Source organism: Cytobacillus firmus, assembly GCF_023612095.1.
Taxonomy (GTDB): domain Bacteria; phylum Bacillota; class Bacilli; order Bacillales; family Cytobacillaceae; genus Cytobacillus.
Window position 1 is genome coordinate 3850769 of the sequence record NZ_CP086235.1, and the last position, 18769, is coordinate 3869537.

The window sequence follows — 18769 nt, forward strand, 5'->3', positions numbered from 1 at the left end:
AATATTGGCGGATAACGAATTTATCCTCTTAGCGGCGTATTCGCCCAAAAAAAGCGGCCGGGCAGAGCCAGCCGCTTTCATACCTATTGCTGTCCAGTATAAATCTGAATTGCATCCCTTAAAAACTCAGCGGCACCCGGCTGAATTTTATCATAATAAGCTTTAAACCTTTCATCTGCCACATACATTTCCGCAAGACCGGCGTGCGCCTCTTTGCTGTATTCGCTCCAATAGAATGTAATCCACTGCTTATGCAGGTCGGCTGCTTTTTGAGCAAGCCCGCTTGCCGGATCACCTGTTTCCATGGCCTGGGTTAAGGTGCTGTTCACCTCTTCGGCCAGTTTCGTTACAGCCTCATGCTCCTCCTCGCTCATGTTCAGGAGTTTGGCATTTGACTTATCGACAGTCTCATCCCCGTATTTTTCGCGGACTTCTTTTCCGTATTGCTTCTCGTTATCTTCAATCATTTTCTTTTTGAATCCTTCAAACTTTTCTTTATCTGACATGGTTGTTCTCCCTTCTGCTGACGCTATCGTTTTTTCTACATTCGTAATAAGCAGATCAAGCTGCTTTCTTTTCTCAAGGAGTTTCTCGCGGTGCTCCTTCAGTGCATCTGCAGTGTCGAAAGCAGGTGCTGTGATGATTTCCTTGATCTGTTCGAGACTGACACCCAATTCTCTGTAGAACAGAATCTGCTGCAGTCTGTCAACTTCCTGCTGGCCATATATGCGATATCCCGACGAATTGGTTCTTGCCGGCTTAAGAATCCCAATTTCATCATAATACCTGAGGGTCCTTGAGCTGACCCCAGCCAGCTGCGCGAGCTTCTGCACTGTGTATTCCATGCGATGGTCCTCCTTTCAAGAAAAGCGGAAGCGCCTCCAGATGAACTTCAACTAAAAACCGCCACGTCCTGTGGCGAACGTTGAAGTCAGCACATCCTGGTGCAAGCCTGAGGGCTAGGCGCTGCAGCTAGACAATGAAGTTAAAGAAAGTACTTTCTGTTACTAACGATACACCTTTACGCAGCGTGAAGGTCAAACACTTTTTATAAAAAAAATTAATCCAGCTTTTTAATCAGGAGAGCCGCGGTGGTTCTGGAGACTCTGCATCCTTCCAGGTCAGCTTCCTTGATCAATCCAACGTCTATGGCGGATTTTATTTTTCCATCATCCGGACGCTTTTGAATCAGATCGATAAGATTCAGCTCCTCCAGTTTGCTGACAGTTGGAACTGGATCAAATTTTTCTGTTCTTCTAATCTGCCTCTGCAATTTGTAGCTATCAATCTTGACTTCTCCTTTTTCATTCTGTCCCACTGCTGTATCGAAATACTGGTGAAAAAGATCTTTCAATTTATCCAATTCTGCTTCAAGGTCTTTTTTCCTGCGGTTCAGCTCATCAAAACGGACCAGCATCTCTTTTGTAATCATGGTTGGATCGCCTCTTTTCTTGGATGATACTTCATCTTATTTTGGAAGCGGCGGAATTATACCTAAAAACAGGATCATATGTTCTGGTTTAGTCCTTGAATTCGAGTAGTCACCATTTGGTGTAAAATGGAATTAATCATGAGGGTGGATGAACTGGTTCTGCATGAGAACATGCAGGGGAATCCGATCTTTTTTTGGCCCACTTGCTGGCATCCGTTATCTATCGAATAAAGCATTAAATAGCCTGGCGGGTTCCGCCAGGCATCTATTTATTTTAATTCCTCCAGTGCAATTGTCTGGTATGCTTTAAAAAAGAATCGCAGAACATATCCCACTCTTCAGCCGCTTCCATGGAAGCCTCGCTCACTTCCCCGCACACCGGACGCTGCAGGAGATCCGTCAGCTGCTCCGTAAATAGATCAATCGTTTCCTTAGAAGCACCTTCCAGCACATTTGATACGAATTCAGCCGGCGGATACCAGTCTGCCACTCTCTGAATATCCCGGTAAATTTGCGTCAGCAGCAGATTGCGCGGGCCTTCCCACTGCTCGTTGACGACGACATCCCGGAAGATGCGCGGCAATGACGAAAATTCCTCCATGACGCCGTGGCCGGCAAAAACGGAGATGGCATCGCGCAGCACTTCTGCTCCTTCGTTCGTTGCACAGATTTTCTGCAGCAGCACAAGCTCCCTCAGGTTAAAAAGCTGTTTTCTCAGTTCGACCGGCTGATCAGCCGGAATACCGGCATTCAGAGGCTGGTCAAGACGCAGGAATAGATCATAGATTTTAAAAGCGCCAGCACCTGTGCGGTGGGCGGCGTTTTCAATATTTTTCAGCGTTCTTGCTGATAACGGGTAATCTTTTACCTTTTTTCCAAAAACAGTCCGGAAATCACCATAAAGGCTGGCTTCACGGGATGCACGTAGCATGAAGCCTGCACAGGCAATGCCGATTTCAAGGCGGGATAGTGTCAGAACGATGCCCGCTGCAACGGCCACCCCTTTTCCTGCCGGGCCAACCGGGTAAGCAAGAGCCCCATTATACTGAAATTCCCCTGTAGGCAGCTCGGCTGTGCCCATTTTCCACTTGATCCGGTTGATTTCATAGCCATTGCGCATTTCCTTCTCCTTATCACCAGGCAGCCAGGACGGCACAATGAACGTGGATACTTTATCAGTGCCGGATATTTTCGCAGTCACCACGGAATAATCGGCATGTGCAACCGAGCAGAAAAATTTATTGCCATAAAGGCGATAGTTTTTACCATCTGGAACCGCCTCAAGCACATTGGCAGGCAAATCGGATCCTCCCTGTATCTCCGTCATGAATTGAGCACCAATGGCAAAATCCCCGTCCAGTCCCTCTTTCGTATGCTGTAAAATTTGCTCGAGCTCAGGAAGATCTTCATTCGGATATTGTTCAAGGAGTGCAATTAATCCAATCGTGCATGTCAGAGGACAGGCGACACCCGCCTCCCCCAGCTGATGAATCAGCATCCGCTTCGCGAAACTTTCCCAGGACGGCATGAGGCTTGAAAACAGGCCTTCCCCGAACACTTCTTTTTCCAGCTGATGCGTTTCCAATGGACGGACGACACGGTCAATGCGGTGATTGAAGGCATCAAAATGAAGCATATACGGACGGGATTCAGGCCTTGCTGCACTTTCTGCAAGCGTGTTCCATTTGGACGAAACAGCCGGCGAAAAATCCTGAAGTTTATTATGCAGCTGTTCATATTGCGAGCCAGCATATTTTTTTAACGCCTTTTGCAAAAAGGAATTATCCTTATACCAATCCTGGTTGGCACGCCGATCTAAAAACTCATCAAATGTGTATGAATTCTTTCCTTTTATCTGCTGGTCCTGGGAAGTTATCGCCATGAAAAATCACTCCTTTTTTGGTTGACAAATACTAATTTTCAGAATTATTATAAAACTAAGCTAACGTTAACGTCAACTAGGAGGATGCATAATGGCAGAAGAAAAGGTTTTTACCATCAGCGAGCTTGCGGCAATGTTTGATATCAGCTCCAGAACGATCCGCTATTACGAGGAAATTGGCATGCTGGCTTCGGAAAACCGGGACAGTCTGACTAAGCAGCGAAGCTATACGAATCGGGAACGACGGCGCCTGAAGATGATTCTGCGGGGAAAAAGCTCGGCTTCAGCCTTCAGGAAATCAGAGAAATGATTGATCTCTATGAATCGAACCCGGAAGGCGAAGCAGAGAAAAGCAGGATTATTGCATTTGCTGACAGCAAGCTGAGGGAAATCGAAGAACAGATCATGCAGCTGCAAATGCTGCGGGAAGACATTTTGACGTACAAAGAAAAGTATGAAAACAGCCGGGTGAAGACATAGATTCATTTTTAAAAAAGGGGTTGAGTATAATGGGAGCAACCATTCATGGAGTATTGGAAAGAAACGCGAGGAAGTTTCCTGAAAAAGATGCTTTTATAACGGCATCGAACCGCCTTACATATGGAGACATGAACAGAACTTGCAACAGGCTGGCACGATACCTTCAGGGTGAAGGAGTCCAGCGGGACGACCGTGTTGCGGTAATGTCCCGCAATTCGGAGCACTTCTTTTATGCCTTTTTTGCCTGCATGAAGATCGGCGCGATTCCAATGCCGATGAATATTCGACTGACACAGAAAGAATTGTCGGCTATTTTTCAAAGTGCGAATGCAGCCGGGGTTCTGTATGAGGTTGAGCTTGCTGAATCAGTTTCGGCGTTAAAGGAGAATTTGCATTTTCATTTTCCGATTCAGGATTCGCTTGAGGCTTCTGCTCATTTTTCTGACAGCAATCTTGATGTGCCGATTGATTCGCGGGATGTCTGTGAGATTCTTTTTACATCCGGAACAACCGGGACTCCAAAAGGGGTTGTGTTTAACCATGAACGCATTCTGGCGATCGCTTCGGCGGTTTCGGTTAATTTCAGCTTGTCGCATAGTGATTCCATGCTCACCCTGATGCCGCTCTCCCACTCTGCTCCTTTGAATACCTTTTTCATGAGCGGGCTTTATTGCGGAGCATCCCATGTGATCGGCGACTTTACTCCAAAGGCATTCCTGAACTGGATTCAGCAGGAAAAGACGACCTTCTCATTTGCGGCACCTGTCGCCTATTTGCTTGCGGCCAAGGATCCGGAATTAGCTTCTTATGATTTATCCAGCATGCGTGTCTTTGCGTATGGCGGCGGCCCGCTGGCTCTTGCTTCCTATCACCATGTGAAAAAGGCGTTCCAAAACGAAAACTTCTATCAGGTATACGGACTGACGGAAGCGGGACCAAATGGCATTTTATTATATCCGGAAGAGCATCTCGAGAAGGCCGGAAGCATCGGCAAAAATCCGACGGTGAACATGGAAATTCGGGTCGTCCGGCCGGATGGCACCGATACGGCTCCAAATGAATATGGCGAGATTCTTCTGACAGGCGACAGCCTCATGCTTAGTTATGACAATAATCCGGATGAAACGAACGCTGTACTGAAAGACGGCTGGCTCTATACCGGCGACATTGCCTATCGGGATGAGGAGGGCTACTTTTACATCGTGGACCGTAAAAAGGATGTCATCATTACGGGCGGCGTCAACATTTATCCCCGTGAAATCGAAGAAGTACTCGCGAAGCATGATGCGATTTTGGAATCCTGTGTCGTCGGTGTGCCTCATGAAGAATGGGGTGAGACCGTCAAAGCAGTCGTTGTGCTGAAGGGCCAGGTGTCTGAGGAAGAATTGCGGGCGTTTATAGCCGAGCATCTCGCAGAATTTAAGTGTCCGCGGATTTATTCCTTTGTGGATGCACTGCCGCGGAACGCGAGCGGAAAGATTTTGAAGCAGCAGGTGAAAATGGTGCATGCTTAATAGTGGCGGGATCAGGTGCTTGGGATGGCGCCTGATTCTTTAAAGCCGCCAGCAGGAATTCGCCCCTAAAAAAAGTAACTTAATAGTATAACCAAACAACCAGGAGGCCACATGAAGTCAAGAACCGAAACCGAGATGTTGAATTTGATTTTAACAGCTGCAAAGGATGATGGGCGCGTCCGTGCGGTTATTTTGAATGGATCTCGTGCAAATCCTAATGTAAAGAAAGATATCTTTCAGGATTATGATATTGTGTACATCGTGAGGGAAATGGATTCCTTCACCTGTGATCATAGCTGGGTGGATGTGTTTGGCGAGCGGGTGATGATGCAGATGCCGGAGGAGAAGGTGCTGCCGCCTGCCGGTGGGAACGGCCGCTTTCCCTATCTGATGCAGTTTATGGACGGGAACCGGATCGATTTGACGCTGATTCCGGCTGAAAGGATGGATGCGCTGCTGGAGCCTGAAAGCCTGAGTGTGCTGCTTCTTGATAAGGATGGGCTGATTGTGTCCCTGCCGCCAGCCAGTGACCGGGATTACCACATCAAGAAACCTGATGCCAGAGAGTTTGCAGATCTGTGCAATGAGTTTTGGTGGATTACGATGAATATCAGTAAAGGACTCTGGCGCAGGGAGCTGACTTACGCGATGTTTATGTATGAGCAGATCAACCGCAATGTGCTGATAACCATGCTGGAATGGAAGGCCGGCATCACAGCCGATTTTACAAAGAGCGCAGGTAAAGCAGGCAAGTATCTTCCCGATTTTCTTCCTGCCGGGGAATGGGAACAGTTTCAGGCTACTTACTCAGACGCCGAATTTGAACACATCTGGGATGCCCTTTTTATCATGTGCTCCCTTTTCAGAAAAACAGCAGTCGAGGTCGCGGAGAAACTCGGCTTTGAGTACCCATTTGAAGATGATAAGCGTGTGACCGGATTCTTAAAGCATGTCCGCAGCCTGCCTGCAGACGCAAAATCCATCTATTAAAAAAATCCCCTTTGCTCAGGGGATTTTTCTAGTTGTTCTTTAATTCCAGCTGTTCAAACGCAGACCAGTTCACCATTTTTTCCAACAGAATGGAGATCAGGACGCCCATCAGCAGCCCGTTTGAGATGAATGGCTGAATCAGTACAGGGAATTCCGCGAACACGGCAGACGGTGTATTCATCAGACTGATGCCGATCAGGACGGGTGCCGCTAAACGGAAGATGGTGTCTGAGTTAAACACTTTTCCGCTTAAGCTGTTGAATGCAGTCCCGAACAGCTGCAGATACGCGACAAACAGCACGGCGTTCCCGACTGTTACCGGCATGCCGGCGAGCCATGAGCCCAAGTGCGGGACCAGGCCAATTACAGTTAAGAGCGCTCCCCCAATAAAGAAGGGTGTTCTCATCAAAACGCGCGTACTCTGCAGGAAACCGATCGATGAGGTGAATGGCGTATACGGCACAAGGCCAAATCCGCTTCCAATCACGGTGAAGATCGAGGTGATAAAAATCGAGCCGCGGTACTCGCGTTTCCCGGATTCCTTTTTAAACAGGAGGTCACCAGAACTGATCGAAGCGACTGTGTTGCTCAGGTTCATCAGACACGCAAAAAAGGCTACTGCCACAATTCCGATTTCCAGGTTAGGCTGTCCCAGCGGAAAGAGTGTAAAGCTCACACCTCCGGATGCCGTCCCCTCTACCGCTTCACCAGCAAACAGGAGATCATAGCCGATCCAGCCGGCCAGCAATCCTATTAGAATAGAAAAATTACTGATGAGGGCGTTCCCTTTTAATTTTAATAAACTCACAAAAATGACGAGGGCGAAGGAATAAAGCGTAATCGGCACATCAATGGTGCCCTGCTCGCCGACCTTCATCATGCCTTTAAAAAAAATGAAAATCAGCTGGAAGGTTAATAGAAACAAATAAACGGACATCACCATCGGACTGAAGATTGACTTCAGCAGTGAAATGCCGTTAAATGCTGCGAGAATCAGCGTGACACCCGAAGCGAGCATCACCCCTGTCGCAATTCCGCCACCGATTTCTGTAAAACTCATGCCAAGGGAAGATGCCGACAGGCCAAGGTTCAGGATGACTCCCCACAGCAAGCCGGAATGACCTTCCATAAGCGGATAGCGATGCCCCTTCCAGCCTTGAAAAATGGTCGCCAGCCCCGTAAAAATAAGCGAGGCTCTCAGCATCATCGCAATCGTTTCACCCGGAAGCCCGAAGACGGTTCCTACTGAAATCGGGACCATCACGGTATTTGCAAAAATGAAAAATAGCCATTGAACAGAAGAAAATATCGTCACGGTACCAAACCGCTTATCCAAGTTGCCAACACTTCTTTCTATTATTTCGTTACTCTAAAAATAAACTAGCTATTATTATAGTACAAATCCCGATAAATTTCTTTGAGTTTATCTTGAGAAAAAGTGGAAATTGGGAGAAAGCGGAGGCGAATAGGAAAAGCCCGCAAATCCATTGCGGGCTTTCTTTCCGGACTTACCCATTTAAAAACAAGGTAGCCGATACATATTTCTTTGTCAGTGACTTGTAGTAGGCCGATAAAACAGTGAGTGAGGCCGTTACAAGAATATTCGAGACGATGTCTTTCTGCTGATCCGTAAAATCCTGAAAGTTCTCCAATGTCTGCAAGGCTTCCTGCTTGATGCATCTCTCAATGCCATCATGCATGTTTTCGCCTAATATATTATGATGATGAGCTTTCTCAAAAATAGCCGCGTAAGCAGAATAAAATGGGATCGGCTCAATCAAATCGTCTGACCGGTCATCGAGATCATTAAAAAGGAGAGCCAGAATTTTTCGGATAGAATCGAAATCGAGCGTCGCTTTCAAATCCTCCACGATAAAAAGCATGACTGCCTGGTCGACTGAATATTTCTTGCCGAGCTGCGGACTGCCAATCAGGTGCTTCACATCCCGCTTCACCCAATTCTGCACGGCCGTAGAAGATAAATGGGTGAATTCAATCTGGTTCCCCAGTGCGACAATTTCATTGATGGAAAAGCCGACTTTCTGCAAATCTGCCCGCAGCAATTTTTCAAATATGGCCGGCATTTTCGTATCGAGAAAAGCTTCCGTTGAAACTCCTCTTTTTTTATGAGCGGCTGCCCATGCCTGCTGAAGGATTTGTTTGGGTGAAAGCTCCCCTTCCCCCTTCAGCGACAGCAGGAAATCAGCCATGCTTTTCCTTGATAGCTGGAATAATTCCAAGGTAATCAGCCCCTGCGTTCTCTTTTGAATGCTTTCATCCTAATCGTTTCCATGGTGACAGTCAATGTCTACTTCCATTCCGCCTAGTTATGACTTGCCATTTTTATAGAAAAATTATATTATATAGTCAGATGACAAGTTCATATGAACTCAAAATAGATAAAAAGGGTGAGGAAATGGGTAAACGTATTTTTTACTTTTTATTGACGAACGTGCTTGTTCTTTTGACAATCAGCATTATTTTCTCGCTGATTGGCGGAGGTAATTACATTAATGCCCAGGGCGGCATTGATTTCGGCGCATTACTGGTATTCAGTGCAGTCATTGGCTTCTCCGGCTCCTTCATTTCTCTGTGGATGTCCCGCTGGATGGCCAAGAAAATGATGAATGTCCAGGTGCTGGATCCGAACGGTGCTCTTTCAGGAGCTGAGCGGGACATCGTGCAGAAAGTTCACCGCCTTTCAAGAGCGGCAGGCTTAACACATATGCCGGAAGTCGGAATCTATCACTCTCCTGAAGTGAACGCTTTTGCGACAGGTCCTTCGAAAAAACGCTCGCTTGTGGCAGTTTCAACTGGATTGCTGCAGGAAATGGACGACGATGCCATTGAAGGGGTCATCGCCCATGAGGTGGCACATATTGCGAACGGAGATATGGTCACCATGACCCTTCTCCAGGGGGTTGTCAACACATTCGTTGTCTTCCTTGCCAGAATCGCGGCGTGGGTGGCATCCCGTTTTGTCAGAGAAGAAATGGCGCCGATTGTGCATTTCATCGCGGTAATCGTATTCCAGATCGCCTTCTCAATCCTTGGAAGTCTAGTCGTCTTCGCCTACTCCCGCCACCGTGAGTTCCATGCGGACCGCGAAGGTGCTGACCTGGCCGGCAAAGACAAAATGACACATGCCCTGCAGATGCTGAAAGCCTACTCCAGCCGCATCAAGGGTGAAGAGCAGACAGCGATTTCCACATTGAAAATTAATAATAGAAGCAAAGCTTCCCTGTTCTCAACCCATCCGGATTTGGATGAGCGCATTAGACGGTTGAGTGCGAAGTAATGGAAAGGGTGCCCTGTGAGGGGCACCCTTTTGTTATTCCGACAGTTGGCCGGCTAGAATGTCCTCAATCACTAACGTTAATATCCCTTCTTGATACCCCGTTTCTTATTTTTCCTGATGATTTCAGCGAGGTTTTCTAGAATGGTTCCATGCAAAGCAGATAGTTTCCCTTCCCTGTCCCCTAAAACAGCAGATGGGGCTTAGTTAAAGATACTAGAAGGAAAACATGGAACTTATTTAAGGGTTTTTATTAACAGTTCCAATTGCTTCCGGAGTTCCGGGATTTTATTCTGGACAACATCCCAGACAATCCGATAATTAATAGAAAAATAACCATGAATCAGCATATCTCTCATTCCGGCCATTTTTCTCCATTCAATGTGAGGGTGCGCTTCCCTGGTTTCTTCAGGAATTTTTTTCACCGCTTCTCTAATTACCAACACATTTTTTATTACAGCGTCAGACACTAAATCATTATCTATAACTCATCATATTTTAAACCGTTTGTATATTTTTCGATTTTTCTTGCAGCACTCAGGATATCCTCCAAAAAAACTTTAGGCTCCCTCTGCATACTTGACACTCCTTAAAATGCTTGATTTTAAAGATGGCTTGATATTATCTGAAATAACTAAATCCACCGGCTTATGAAGGGTATCTTCCAGATGACTTGTTGTGATAACATGGTCATCACCGCCAATTTTTGTAATTAATTATTTTCTATTATAGCATTGTTCATTTAAAATATTCTCTAACTATCCTCCAACTCTCTAGAAATTGTTTGCCCCTCCAGTAAAAGGGTAACTTCCTAATATATAGCAGGAAACATCGGAGTAAGGCTGTGACGGTTTGTACCGATGCGGGCACGCTGTATGATGACTCACTTTGAGGAGGACAAGAACATGAACGGTTTCCAGCGTATTGCACTTGTACTTGCGATTATAGGAGCCATTAATTGGGGCTTGATTGGATTTTTCCAATTTGATTTAGTTGCCAGCTTATTCGGAGGACAGGATGCAGTGTTATCAAGAATAGTCTATGGATTAGTGGGAATTGCCGGTTTGGTCAATCTCGGTCTCCTCTTTAAACCAAGCCGCGAATATGACAGAGAACCTGAATCCAGGCCAGTAAGATAAAATGATAATCCCCCAGCCTTTTGGCAAGGGGGAATTTTCAATCAAACGTTTGATTGAAACGATAGACCAGGAAACGTTCCTTTTCATCGCCCTTAAGTCCCACGTCTTTAATCAGCTCAAATGGGGTGCTGTTTTCCAGATAAAATAAATAATCCTGTGAAGGGTAGTAGAGAATAATATCCATGTTGCGCGGGCTGCCTTCAGCTGAGCGGAGTATATTGTTGACGACTTTCATAAAAATTTGCACCGAAAACGGGTTGAAAAAATAAAAGTGAGTGTCCTGCGGAGTGATTTCATACTCCTGAGCCAGGATGTTATAAAAGCTGATTCCTGCTTTTTCCCCTTTGTACGTCCGGAGATTTTTCATTGCCTCACGGTAAAAATCATCACTCATTTCCACACCTGCAGCGGAAACCCGAAAGGTATGGTGTATATAAAACGGAAGCCGCCCCTTGCCGCAGCCGAAGTCCACGAGGCGATCACTGCTTTTCAGCGTGTATTCACTGAACAGTTTTTCCAGGCCTTCATAAGGAGTAGGTTCGTAGCGGTGATAGTGAAAGGATTTATGGAAACCTTTTTGGTCGCCATGTGTATGGATATTCAGCCAGTCATCGAAATCTTTCATCTTGGGCTCCTTTAAAAAAGCCCGCCGCGTTCCAATGAGGACAGCGGCAGGCAGATGTATATGTACTATTTTTTAGGTTCAATCACTAAATATTCCCGTAAGGTCTGCTGCAAAGTTCCCTTTGTTTCCGCCTGGCTCTGGAATGTTACTCCGGCATGAATCATTTTTCGGACAAGTTCAGCCCGCAGGCCGGTGATGACTGCATCACAGCCCATCATTCTGATGCCGCTCAAAATCTTTTTGAAATGGACGATGACATCAACTTCCATATCGGCAATTCCGGAAAGGTCCATAATCAAGGTCTGGATTTTAATGGATGAGATATCCATCAGAACCTTCTCTTCAATCGTCTGAATCCGGTACGAATCAATCATGCCAATCAGCGGCAGTACAGCGACAGAAGTGCTGACCGGAATAATCGGCACGGACAAATGTTCCACCAGTTTGCGCTGTGATTTAAGCATTTCATCTTTATAATCAGAATAGCTGATAAAGAAGTTATTTAAAAATTGGTCCACATGATCATTGACGTCTTTTTCCATATTATAAAAATCTTCAGCTATTTTGTCCTGCCCTTTAATTCGGTCATACTGGAACAGGAAGTGCCACAAAGTCCGCCGAATCGCCTGCACCCATTCCAGTTTAAAAGATAGCGTCAGGGAATGCTCAGCCCAGGCCGCGCCTTCCTGCCTGGCAAAAGCAATCAGTTCTTCTTCTCTATTTTCAGCAACATATAAAGCCAATCTTTCGGCATTTTTTAAAAGATCAATATTCCCTCTTTGCAGAATTTCACTGATCTTAGAGGCTACATTCACAGCCTCTGACAATAATTTTTGCTGAAAGTTCTCACGATTCGCAACAATAAATCCCGCAATATCGCTTGTTTCTTTGTAGGTTGCTTCCATATTACACATACGCCCCCTTGTTATATATATTATACAATTCGTTTAAATCGAATAAAATCCTTCTCTTGAATTGATATTGAAGTTCATTTCGTTTTATGGCAGAGTCCTAAATTTATATACCCTTTTTAATTTACCCATAAACCATAAATTTTACTTTTTCATGAAAAAGTAAAAAAAGCGCCGGATAGGCGCTTCTTTAAATAACTCCTAATGTGCTCATAAACACAACCAAAATCGTAACCGGAACAACTACTTTCATCAGAATGCTCCACGCTGTGTACATGGCTTGCGAAATGTCGCTGCCTACCAGAAATTCTTCTTTGACAAGCCCTTTGTCCATTTTAAAAGAAATAAACAGGGCAATCAGCAGGCAGCCCAGCGGAAGCAGTATGTTGCTGACCAGGTAGTCGGTTGCATCAAAAATATTTTTCCCGAAAATCGTGAAGTCTCCAAGCAGGCTGAATGACAGCGCAGCAGGGATCCCGGCGGCAAACATGACTATGCCGGAGATCCAGGAGATTTTTTTCCGTGAATGCTTTCCGTTCTCAATGAAGGCTGAGACGATAATTTCCAGCATGCTGAATGATGATGTCAAGGTTGCAAATAAGAAAAGCAGCAGGAAGATCGCCAGGAACACTTCTCCTAATGGAATCTGTGAAAAGACAGCAGGCAGGACCATGAACAGGAGCCCCGGGCCTTCCGCCGGTTCAAATCCGAATGCAAAGACAACCGGAAAAATCGCCAATCCTGCCAGGACCGAGATGATGATGTTCATAATTACAACAGATCCGGCTGATGACGGAATGCTGACTTTCTTATCCAGGTATGAGCTGTATGTGACCATACAGGAAAAGCCGACTGCTAATGCAAAGAATGATTGTCCCAATGCATAGAGTGCCGATTCGCCTGTGATTTCACTGAAGTCCGGGTTCAGGAAGAACTTGACCCCTTCCATTGCTCCATCCAGCGTCAAAGCGCGTATAACAAGCACGATAAAAAAGATGAATAATAGCGGCATCATGTATTTGCTTGCAGCTTCAATCCCGTTTTGGATTCCGAATGTAATGACGACAATATTTATAAGAAGAAACACAGCCAGTCCCATTAGCGTCCAACTTGGCGTTGAAGTGATCATGCCGAATAGTTCAGGATAGGCTGCACCCGGCTTAATGATTCTGCCGCCGATCGACAGAACTGTGTAAATCAGCACCCATCCCCCAACAACTGAGTAAAAGCTCAGCAGCAAGAAGCAGCCGATTACCCCAAGCTTCCCGGTAATCGTCCACAGGCTGTTTGGCGCCAGTTTATAATAGGCAGACACCGCTTCCTTCTGCGCGCCACGCCCGATAATAAATTCTGAAATGAGCATTGGCAGCCCCACCAGAATTGTAAATGCGATAAACATCAGCAAAAAGGCGCCCCCGCCGCTTGTACCGGCTACATACGGGAACTTCCAGATGGCCCCCAGGCCAATCGCCGCCCCGGCCGAGGACATAATAAAACCGAATTTAGATGACCATTGCTCTCGATTTGTACTCATAGTTTCCCCCTGTTGTGCTGTTCTCTATTTTTAATGGTGGTTCGGACTCTGGCTGCTGGTTTCTCTGATTGCGTTTTTCCGTTGATTTGTGTCAGAAATTGAACCAAGTTCTGACTCTATCAACGGTTTTCTCGCTGGTTGTGTCCGGAGTTAAACCAGGTTCTGACTCAACCAACGGTTTTTCCGCTGGCTGTGTCCGAAGCTGTACCATGTTCTGACTCAACCAACGGTTTTCTCGCTGGCTGTGTCCGAAGTTGTACCATGTTCTGACTCAATCAACGGTTTTCTCGCTGGTTGTGTCCGAAGTTGAACCAGGTTCTGACTCTATCAACGGTTTTTTCACCGATTCTGTCCAAAGTTCCCCCGAAAGATTACAGCTCTGTACGGATATCCCAAAGTTCTGGGAAGAATCGCTGATCCAACACTTTTTTCAGATAGCCGACACCGGATGAACCGCCTGTGCCCATTTTGAAGCCGATGATTCTTTCGACCGTTTTCATATGGCGGAAGCGCCACTGCTGAAGCCAGTCTTCGATATCCACAAGTTTTTCCGCAAGCTCGTATAACTCCCAGTACTTTTCAGGATTTTTATACACAGTCATCCAGGCGTCGCGGACAGACTCATTTTCTTTGTAGGTTCTGGTTACATCTCTGTTCAGAATGTCTTCATCAATTGGCAATCCGGCTTTGTGAAGCGCGCGGATGGCTACATCGTAAAGCCCCGGTCTTTCGAATGCTTCTGTTAATCTCGCATGCAGCTCCGGATCCTTTTGATAGATTTTCAGGACATGCTCGGTTTTGTAGCCTAACGCAAATTCTACCATACGATACTGGTAAGATTGGAAGCCGGATGCCTGGCCGAGTGAATCGCGGAACTCCATATATTCGGATGGCGTCATGGTAGACAGCACATCCCACGCCTGAATAATCTGCGATTGTGTCTTTGAAACGCGCGACAATCTTTTCTGTGCTGTGGATAAATCATTGTTTTCAATTGATTCGATGGCTGCGCCCATTTCGTGAAGAATCAGCTTCATCCACAGCTCGCTCACCTGGTGGATGACGATGAACAGCATCTCATCATGATGGCCGGAAAGCCTGTTTTGCGCGGATAGGATTTTATCAAGCTGAAGGTATTCTCCGTAAGTCATGTTATTGGTAAAATCTGTATGGATACTCTTTTCAGAGGTTGTTGCGTTTACGTCCTGGTGTTTTTCGTTGATCATGTTGGTTCCTCCTTGAATTTAGTTATTTGATTAGACAGTTCTGGGGCCGGTTGAAACCGCGGTATGCTGCCGGCTAAATCGGGCGAATAACCGCCCTCACCGGGCTCCCGTCTCCGTCTTTAATCGGGAGCGGCAAAGCAATTAGTTCATAATTTCCTTCTTCTACCTCATCCAGCATAATGTTTTCCAGAATATGAATGCCATTCCGATATAAGGCATGATGCGTTTCCATTTCTTTGCTGTCGAGCTGATCGACAGATGGCACATCCACTCCGAGCAGGCGCACTCCTTTGCTGCCAAGGTAGTCTGCCATATCCTCCGTCAATTCAGGAATCCGATTCGGAAACACTTCCGAGTCATTCGGAACCGAGGTTCTAAGCAGCACACGTTCTGTGCCTTCGAGATCAAACTTTTTCAGAACCTCCGAATCCACCTTTTCATACCCAGATACATCAATCACCCTTGCTGGTCCGATATACAGCTCAATGTCCAGATCCAGGATCTTTTCGCCTTCATCATTAAAATGGAACGGCGCATCAACATGGGTGCCCGTGTGCAGGCTGGTCGTAATCCGGCCGATATTGACTGAGCCTGTTTGTTCTTTTGTAAAAGCCATTTCATAGCTGAACGGGGTATCGCCTGGCCAGTGGGCAATGCCGTTTGTGAGCGGCTGAGATATATCGATCCACCCTTTTTTCGTCATGCTACGACTCCCCGCTTATTTTCAAATTGCTTATATTTTTCCTCTTCCATGATGCCTTTTAAGATTTGCACGGTTTTCCACACATCTTCAAACGTGTTGTATAGCGCAACCGGTGCCAGACGGATTCCATTTGGCGCGCGGAAATCAGGGATGACTCCTTCTGCCTTCAGGGCCTTGCAGATTCGCGCTGCTTCCGGGTGTTCCAGATAAATATGCCCGCCCCGCTTTTTTTCATCAAGCGGATTGCGCAGGACAAGGCCATGTCCGTCAAGCTCATGCTCAATCAGTTCAATCATATAGCCTGTCAGCTGAAGAGATTTTTCACGGATTCTCTCCATGCCGACTTCATTAAACATGCTGAGTGAGCCGATAATCGGTGCCATGCTGAAAATATTCGGCGTGCCGATCTGGTAGGCGCCCGCATCTTCAGCCGCTGTCAGCACATGGTCCATATCAAACTGCTTATCCTTGCGGGAGCTAAACCAGCCAGCAAGCCCCGGAACCTGTCCAAAGTGGCGCTTGTTCACAAAAAGCCCGCCCGTTGATCCAGGACCGCCATTGAGATGCTTATAGTTGCACCAGAACGCAAAATCGACATCCCAATCACTCAGGGAATGAGGGACAGATCCAACCGAATGGCATAGATCAAAGCCAATCTCAATCCCGCGCTTATGCGCCTCAGCAGTCAAATATTCCATATCCAGCACCTGGCCGCTTCGGTATAAAACACCCGGCAGGACAATCAGCGCGATTTCATCCGTCATGGCCGCAACAATGTCTTCTTCTCTCAATGTATGGCCATCCGCGCTTTTCACCCGGACAAGATGCTCATCAGGATCATAGCCCTTCAGCTTCACCTGGCTTTGCAGCGCATAAATATCACTGGGAAAATTAAGCTCGTCTGCCAGTATCTTTGTTCTTTTTCCCTCCGGTTTATAAAAAGTGGAGACAAGCTGGTGAAGGTTAACAGTCGTGGAACCGCTTACAACTACTTCCTCCGGATTTGCCCCTACGATCGGCGCCAGCTCCTTACCCAGTTTTTCAGATAGATAGAACCAGGGATTGTCCCCTTCTGTCCAGCCGTCAATGGCATGGTGCTTCCAAGAGTCAAGCAGGTCTAGCAGTGACTTCTCCGCCCGTTTGGAAAGCAGGCCAAGTGAATTGCCATCCAGATAAATTCCATCTTCTTTTATATAAAACTCTTCCCGGTAGGACAGGTCATTTTGTTCATCAAGTTTGAGTGCATACTCTTTTGTAATATCCATAGATTTCCAACCTTTCAGAATATTTATTATTTACGAAAATTATATTGTTTGATTGACACTATGTCAATGATATAATGTCAGTAAAATCAGATAGCAAATAAAGGATGAAAGTGATGAAAAAAACCGCAGGCCAATTGCCGGCAAGGCAGCAGCAGGCCATGAAAACACGTCAAAAGCTTCTCCAGGCCGGTAAAGAAGTTTTTCTCGAAAATGGCTTTCAAAAAGCGACCATCTCCCAAGTGATCAAAAAAGCAAAAACAGGCTATGGTACGGCATACGTCTATTTTAAAAATAAAGACGAGCTTTTCATTACTTTGATGGAAGATCTCATGAAGCAGTTTTACGAAGTGGCAGAGATGCCCTTTAAACCGCAGGTCAAAGAAGAGGCCTATGAAAATATTAAAAAGCAGGTAAGGCTGTTCCTGCAGCTGGCTCTGGATGAGCGGGACATGATGAAGGTCGTAAAAGAGGCCATCGGCGTCTCACCTGAGATAGAGGAAAAGTGGTACGGAATCCGCGAACGCTTCATCGAACGAATTTCAGTCGATATCCGCTACGCCCAGTCACAAAAGCTTGCCAAAGAGAACCTTGATCCGGTCCTCACCGCAAGAGGCTGGTTTTATTCAAATGAGATGTTCATGTGGGAGCTGGTGATGAACGAGGAGAAGTATCAGATAGATGATGTGATTGTGAACCTGACGAGGATGTATACGGGCGGATTGTACGAATAAAGTGAAACTTCAATCAGTGGGGTCTTACTGCCCGTTAGACTGCGATAAAGTATGCGTTTATGACAACGCAAAAAAGGTGCCTCTCCCATAGGAAAGACACCTTTTTAAAAATTTCAAAACTACTTCCGAACGTTTCGGAAGGGACAGGCCCCGTGTCCCGCCTCTTAGATCCACTCTTTCCCATGCTGACGAATGAATTCAATATCTTCTTGATAGTGTTCATAGTGGCCTTCATCCAGCATTTTTTGAAAGGCAGCGTCACCTTCACCGGCTTTTCTTTTCATGTACTGACATAATCCTTCTAACCGCAGCAATACCATCTTCACATAGTCTTCTTCCATTTCCGCCATACCATAGGATTCAAAAAACAGCTTAACTCTTTGTCTTATACGGCTGGCATCAAGAGATGGATTATAATGAACGGCTTCGCCTGCTTCGGTATGATAATGCCTGCTTAATGGAACGCAGGTGTAAAGAGCATACGCTATGTCCCACAGTCTTGGTCCGGGAGCCGCAAGGTCAAAGTCGATAATGCCTGTCGGCTTTTCGTGATTAAAAATAATATTGTAAATGGCAAAATCATTGTGACAGACAACCTCCTGGTTATCTGGAGTATTGTCTAATGGCTTCCATTCATCCGATATAGGAAAATCACTCACCGCATCATGATAATGCCGGAGCATCTTCGCTATTTCTTTTAAAACATCATTGGACCACATGTATTCTTTTAAAGGGTAATTGCCCGCTTCGCCTTCAATATAGGATAAGATTTCTCTGCTTTTGTCATCCATTCCCAGAAACTTTGGCGCATAGCTGAAACCTTTGCTCTCCAAATGCTTTAATAAACGGTGAATTCTGGGACTGTCCGGCTTCAGTTCACGCAGGACAGTATCTCTCGAACGATAGACGCGAGAGACATTCCCCCCTGTCAGCAGCTCTTCGTTTTCATTATGATTCTTCATTAAAATTCCCCCAATATAGGGACCCAATATCTGTGTCAATAGAGATGTATTTTAACCCAAAAATAAAAGCAGATCTGCGA

The 18769-nt window shown here is 46.0% G+C and carries 20 protein-coding genes; 7 read left to right on the top strand and 13 right to left on the bottom strand.

The genetic code is table 11. The features are described from left to right. Positions 1–83: 83 nt before the first annotated feature. From LLY41_RS19435 to LLY41_RS19445, 3 genes are all read right to left on the bottom strand, one after another. On the bottom strand, positions 84–845 hold the full coding sequence (locus tag LLY41_RS19435; RefSeq protein WP_304586252.1) for a MerR family transcriptional regulator: 762 nt from the start codon (positions 843–845) through the stop codon (positions 84–86). A gap of 215 nt (positions 846–1060) precedes the next feature. Beyond that, a complete protein-coding gene (locus LLY41_RS19440) occupies positions 1061–1432 on the bottom strand; it encodes a hypothetical protein (protein ID WP_304586254.1) in 372 nt (123 codons plus the stop codon). Positions 1433–1706: 274 nt separating this feature from the next. Continuing rightward, on the bottom strand, positions 1707–3314 hold the full coding sequence (locus tag LLY41_RS19445; protein WP_304586256.1) for an acyl-CoA dehydrogenase family protein: 1608 nt from the start codon (positions 3312–3314) through the stop codon (positions 1707–1709). Between the two features lie 91 nt (positions 3315–3405). On the opposite strand from LLY41_RS19445, the gene LLY41_RS19450 reads away from it, so the two are divergent. From LLY41_RS19450 to LLY41_RS19465, 4 genes are all read left to right on the top strand, one after another. Continuing rightward, entirely contained in the window at positions 3406–3624 is a 219-nt protein-coding gene (locus tag LLY41_RS19450; protein ID WP_304586257.1) for a MerR family DNA-binding transcriptional regulator, read from the top strand. Continuing rightward, positions 3621–3794, top strand: coding sequence for a hypothetical protein (locus LLY41_RS19455; RefSeq protein ID WP_304586258.1), 174 nt, complete (start codon positions 3621–3623; stop codon positions 3792–3794). Before LLY41_RS19450 ends, LLY41_RS19455 begins: the two co-directional genes overlap by 4 nt. A 29-nt stretch (positions 3795–3823) precedes the next feature. Then, positions 3824–5308 (top strand): class I adenylate-forming enzyme family protein, encoded by a 1485-nt coding sequence (locus LLY41_RS19460; protein ID WP_304586259.1) that lies wholly within the window; start codon positions 3824–3826, stop codon positions 5306–5308. Positions 5309–5419: 111 nt separating this feature from the next. Then, positions 5420–6298 (top strand): aminoglycoside 6-adenylyltransferase, encoded by an 879-nt coding sequence (locus LLY41_RS19465; protein WP_304586261.1) that lies wholly within the window; start codon positions 5420–5422, stop codon positions 6296–6298. 28 nt (positions 6299–6326) lie between these two features. Here LLY41_RS19465 and LLY41_RS19470 read toward each other — a convergent pair whose 3' ends face one another. Together LLY41_RS19470 and LLY41_RS19475 are read right to left on the bottom strand one after the other, a co-directional pair. After that, entirely contained in the window at positions 6327–7634 is a 1308-nt protein-coding gene (locus LLY41_RS19470; RefSeq protein ID WP_304586262.1) for a uracil/xanthine transporter, read from the bottom strand. Positions 7635–7806: 172 nt separating this feature from the next. Further along, complete coding sequence (locus LLY41_RS19475; protein WP_095244247.1) at positions 7807–8538, bottom strand: DUF1836 domain-containing protein; 732 nt, start codon at positions 8536–8538, stop codon at positions 7807–7809. 176 nt (positions 8539–8714) lie between these two features. Between LLY41_RS19475 and htpX the strand changes: the two genes are divergently transcribed. Continuing rightward, entirely contained in the window at positions 8715–9596 is an 882-nt protein-coding gene (gene htpX, locus LLY41_RS19480; RefSeq protein WP_095244246.1) for a protease HtpX, read from the top strand. 233 nt (positions 9597–9829) lie between these two features. Here htpX and LLY41_RS19485 read toward each other — a convergent pair whose 3' ends face one another. Then, positions 9830–10018 carry a HepT-like ribonuclease domain-containing protein gene (locus LLY41_RS19485; protein WP_304586263.1) on the bottom strand — a complete coding sequence of 63 codons (189 nt, stop codon included), beginning with the start codon at positions 10016–10018 and terminating at the stop codon, positions 9830–9832. Positions 10019–10498: 480 nt separating this feature from the next. Here LLY41_RS19485 and LLY41_RS19490 point away from each other — a divergent pair, with 480 nt between their 5' ends. Continuing rightward, complete coding sequence (locus LLY41_RS19490) at positions 10499–10732, top strand: DUF378 domain-containing protein (protein WP_304586265.1); 234 nt, start codon at positions 10499–10501, stop codon at positions 10730–10732. Between the two features lie 37 nt (positions 10733–10769). On the opposite strand, the gene LLY41_RS19495 is transcribed toward LLY41_RS19490, so the two are convergent. From LLY41_RS19495 to kynU, 6 genes are all read right to left on the bottom strand, one after another. Then, positions 10770–11357 carry a class I SAM-dependent methyltransferase gene (locus LLY41_RS19495; RefSeq protein ID WP_304586266.1) on the bottom strand — a complete coding sequence of 196 codons (588 nt, stop codon included), beginning with the start codon at positions 11355–11357 and terminating at the stop codon, positions 10770–10772. A gap of 65 nt (positions 11358–11422) precedes the next feature. Next, a complete protein-coding gene (locus LLY41_RS19500; RefSeq protein WP_304586268.1) occupies positions 11423–12262 on the bottom strand; it encodes an STAS domain-containing protein in 840 nt (279 codons plus the stop codon). 196 nt (positions 12263–12458) lie between these two features. Further along, positions 12459–13802 carry a sodium-dependent transporter gene (locus tag LLY41_RS19505; protein ID WP_304586269.1) on the bottom strand — a complete coding sequence of 448 codons (1344 nt, stop codon included), beginning with the start codon at positions 13800–13802 and terminating at the stop codon, positions 12459–12461. Positions 13803–14173: 371 nt separating this feature from the next. After that, positions 14174–15028: a tryptophan 2,3-dioxygenase gene (gene kynA, locus LLY41_RS19510; RefSeq protein ID WP_304586271.1), complete on the bottom strand. Its 855-nt coding sequence runs from the start codon at positions 15026–15028 to the stop codon at positions 14174–14176. A 73-nt stretch (positions 15029–15101) separates the two neighbouring features. Next, complete coding sequence (gene kynB, locus LLY41_RS19515) at positions 15102–15731, bottom strand: arylformamidase (protein ID WP_304586273.1); 630 nt, start codon at positions 15729–15731, stop codon at positions 15102–15104. After that, positions 15728–16996: a kynureninase gene (gene kynU / locus LLY41_RS19520; RefSeq protein WP_304586275.1), complete on the bottom strand. Its 1269-nt coding sequence runs from the start codon at positions 16994–16996 to the stop codon at positions 15728–15730. Before kynU ends, kynB begins: the two co-directional genes overlap by 4 nt. Positions 16997–17109: 113 nt before the next feature. Between kynU and LLY41_RS19525 the strand changes: the two genes are divergently transcribed. After that, positions 17110–17727, top strand: coding sequence for a TetR/AcrR family transcriptional regulator (locus LLY41_RS19525; protein WP_095244237.1), 618 nt, complete (start codon positions 17110–17112; stop codon positions 17725–17727). Positions 17728–17891: 164 nt separating this feature from the next. Here the strand turns inward: LLY41_RS19525 and LLY41_RS19530 are convergent, their stop codons facing one another. Continuing rightward, positions 17892–18689: a phosphotransferase gene (locus tag LLY41_RS19530; protein ID WP_095244236.1), complete on the bottom strand. Its 798-nt coding sequence runs from the start codon at positions 18687–18689 to the stop codon at positions 17892–17894. Positions 18690–18769: the final 80 nt, after the last annotated feature.

Excerpts from the sequence above, each read along its gene's own strand:
- LLY41_RS19435 (WP_304586252.1), bottom strand. The coding sequence starts at position 845 with ATGGAATACACAGTGCAGAAGCTCGCGCAGCTGGCTGGGGTCAGCTCA.
- LLY41_RS19440 (WP_304586254.1), bottom strand. The coding sequence starts at position 1,432 with ATGATTACAAAAGAGATGCTGGTCCGTTTTGATGAGCTGAACCGCAGG.
- LLY41_RS19445 (WP_304586256.1), bottom strand. The coding sequence starts at position 3,314 with ATGGCGATAACTTCCCAGGACCAGCAGATAAAAGGAAAGAATTCATAC.
- LLY41_RS19450 (WP_304586257.1), top strand. The coding sequence starts at position 3,406 with ATGGCAGAAGAAAAGGTTTTTACCATCAGCGAGCTTGCGGCAATGTTT.
- LLY41_RS19455 (WP_304586258.1), top strand. The coding sequence starts at position 3,621 with ATGATTGATCTCTATGAATCGAACCCGGAAGGCGAAGCAGAGAAAAGC.
- LLY41_RS19460 (WP_304586259.1), top strand. The coding sequence starts at position 3,824 with ATGGGAGCAACCATTCATGGAGTATTGGAAAGAAACGCGAGGAAGTTT.
- LLY41_RS19465 (WP_304586261.1), top strand. The coding sequence starts at position 5,420 with ATGAAGTCAAGAACCGAAACCGAGATGTTGAATTTGATTTTAACAGCT.
- htpX (WP_095244246.1), top strand. The coding sequence starts at position 8,715 with ATGGGTAAACGTATTTTTTACTTTTTATTGACGAACGTGCTTGTTCTT.
- LLY41_RS19490 (WP_304586265.1), top strand. The coding sequence starts at position 10,499 with ATGAACGGTTTCCAGCGTATTGCACTTGTACTTGCGATTATAGGAGCC.
- LLY41_RS19495 (WP_304586266.1), bottom strand. The coding sequence starts at position 11,357 with ATGAAAGATTTCGATGACTGGCTGAATATCCATACACATGGCGACCAA.
- LLY41_RS19500 (WP_304586268.1), bottom strand. The coding sequence starts at position 12,262 with ATGGAAGCAACCTACAAAGAAACAAGCGATATTGCGGGATTTATTGTT.
- LLY41_RS19505 (WP_304586269.1), bottom strand. The coding sequence starts at position 13,802 with ATGAGTACAAATCGAGAGCAATGGTCATCTAAATTCGGTTTTATTATG.
- kynA (WP_304586271.1), bottom strand. The coding sequence starts at position 15,028 with ATGATCAACGAAAAACACCAGGACGTAAACGCAACAACCTCTGAAAAG.
- kynB (WP_304586273.1), bottom strand. The coding sequence starts at position 15,731 with ATGACGAAAAAAGGGTGGATCGATATATCTCAGCCGCTCACAAACGGC.
- kynU (WP_304586275.1), bottom strand. The coding sequence starts at position 16,996 with ATGGATATTACAAAAGAGTATGCACTCAAACTTGATGAACAAAATGAC.
- LLY41_RS19525 (WP_095244237.1), top strand. The coding sequence starts at position 17,110 with ATGAAAAAAACCGCAGGCCAATTGCCGGCAAGGCAGCAGCAGGCCATG.
- LLY41_RS19530 (WP_095244236.1), bottom strand. The coding sequence starts at position 18,689 with ATGAAGAATCATAATGAAAACGAAGAGCTGCTGACAGGGGGGAATGTC.